The sequence below is a fragment of the Vibrio maerlii genome (genome assembly GCF_003415655.1).
Lineage (GTDB): Bacteria > Pseudomonadota > Gammaproteobacteria > Enterobacterales > Vibrionaceae > Vibrio > Vibrio maerlii.
In genome coordinates this window covers 1-837 of record NZ_QRHC01000038.1, presented here as the reverse complement: position 1 = coordinate 837, position 837 = coordinate 1, and the positions used below count along the sequence as shown (strand labels likewise).

The 837-nt window shown below is 44.4% G+C and carries 1 protein-coding gene, 1 tRNA gene and 1 rRNA gene; all 3 read right to left on the bottom strand.

Translation table 11 applies throughout. From position 1 onward, the window contains the following. On the bottom strand, positions 1–207 hold a 207-nt coding region (locus DPF91_RS21825), incomplete at its 3' end, for a transposase (protein ID WP_206355536.1). Between the two features lie 216 nt (positions 208–423). Beyond that, a tRNA-Asp gene (locus DPF91_RS21820) sits at positions 424–500 on the bottom strand. Between the two features lie 95 nt (positions 501–595). Beyond that, positions 596–711 (bottom strand): 5S ribosomal RNA (gene rrf, locus DPF91_RS21815). Between the last annotated feature and the right edge of the window lie 126 nt (positions 712–837).

Here is an 837-nt window from a genome sequence, read left to right as displayed (position 1 = left end):
TACACTCTTGGAACTCTTTCCATTTCGGCTGTTATTGGATTTAGAAGGTTGGTGTTTTTCATAGCCAAGATGCTCATCCATTTCAGCGTTGAGAGCAGCCTCAACAGTGATCTTTTTGAGCATCTGACTGAATTCAGTTAAGTCTTCGGGAGTTTTAATTCCCTTTGCAGCTTCTTTAGCAAAAGCTTCAAGTGCTTTCTTATCCATGTGCCTATCCTTAGCCATTACGGCTTTAAGTTTAGACAGTTACACAGAATTTAAGACAGTCTCCCTTGAGAGCGACACGTCCCCCGGCGTGATAGGCCGCGTTCTTTTAAACATAGCCTAACCAACTGAACTACCACTCTCTAGTGGTGATCGTTAATTTTACCTTGCTCCAAATGCAAGAAAGCCTCAGCATTTCTGCTGAGGCTTCTTAATAAGTGGCGGAGTGGACGGGACTCGAACCCGCGACCCCCGGCGTGACAGGCCGGTATTCTAACCAACTGAACTACCACTCCGCAGTGGTATCTTTTACTAAATAAAGTCTTATGGTTAGATTGCTTTATCTAGTTTTGCATTCAGATTTTTTCAAAATCTGAAAACAAGTAAACAAGCCTGGCGATGACCTACTCTCACATGGGGAAGCCCCACACTACCATCGGCGCTGTTGCGTTTCACTTCTGAGTTCGGCATGGAATCAGGTGGGTCCACAACGCTATGGTCGCCAAGCAAATTCTTTAATTCGGAAAGCTGTTTCGTTCTACACTACATTCAATGTTCTTATTTGAGTCCATCAAAACCCCTTGGGTGTTGTATGGTTAAGCCTCACGGGCAATTAGTACAGGTTAGCTCAAC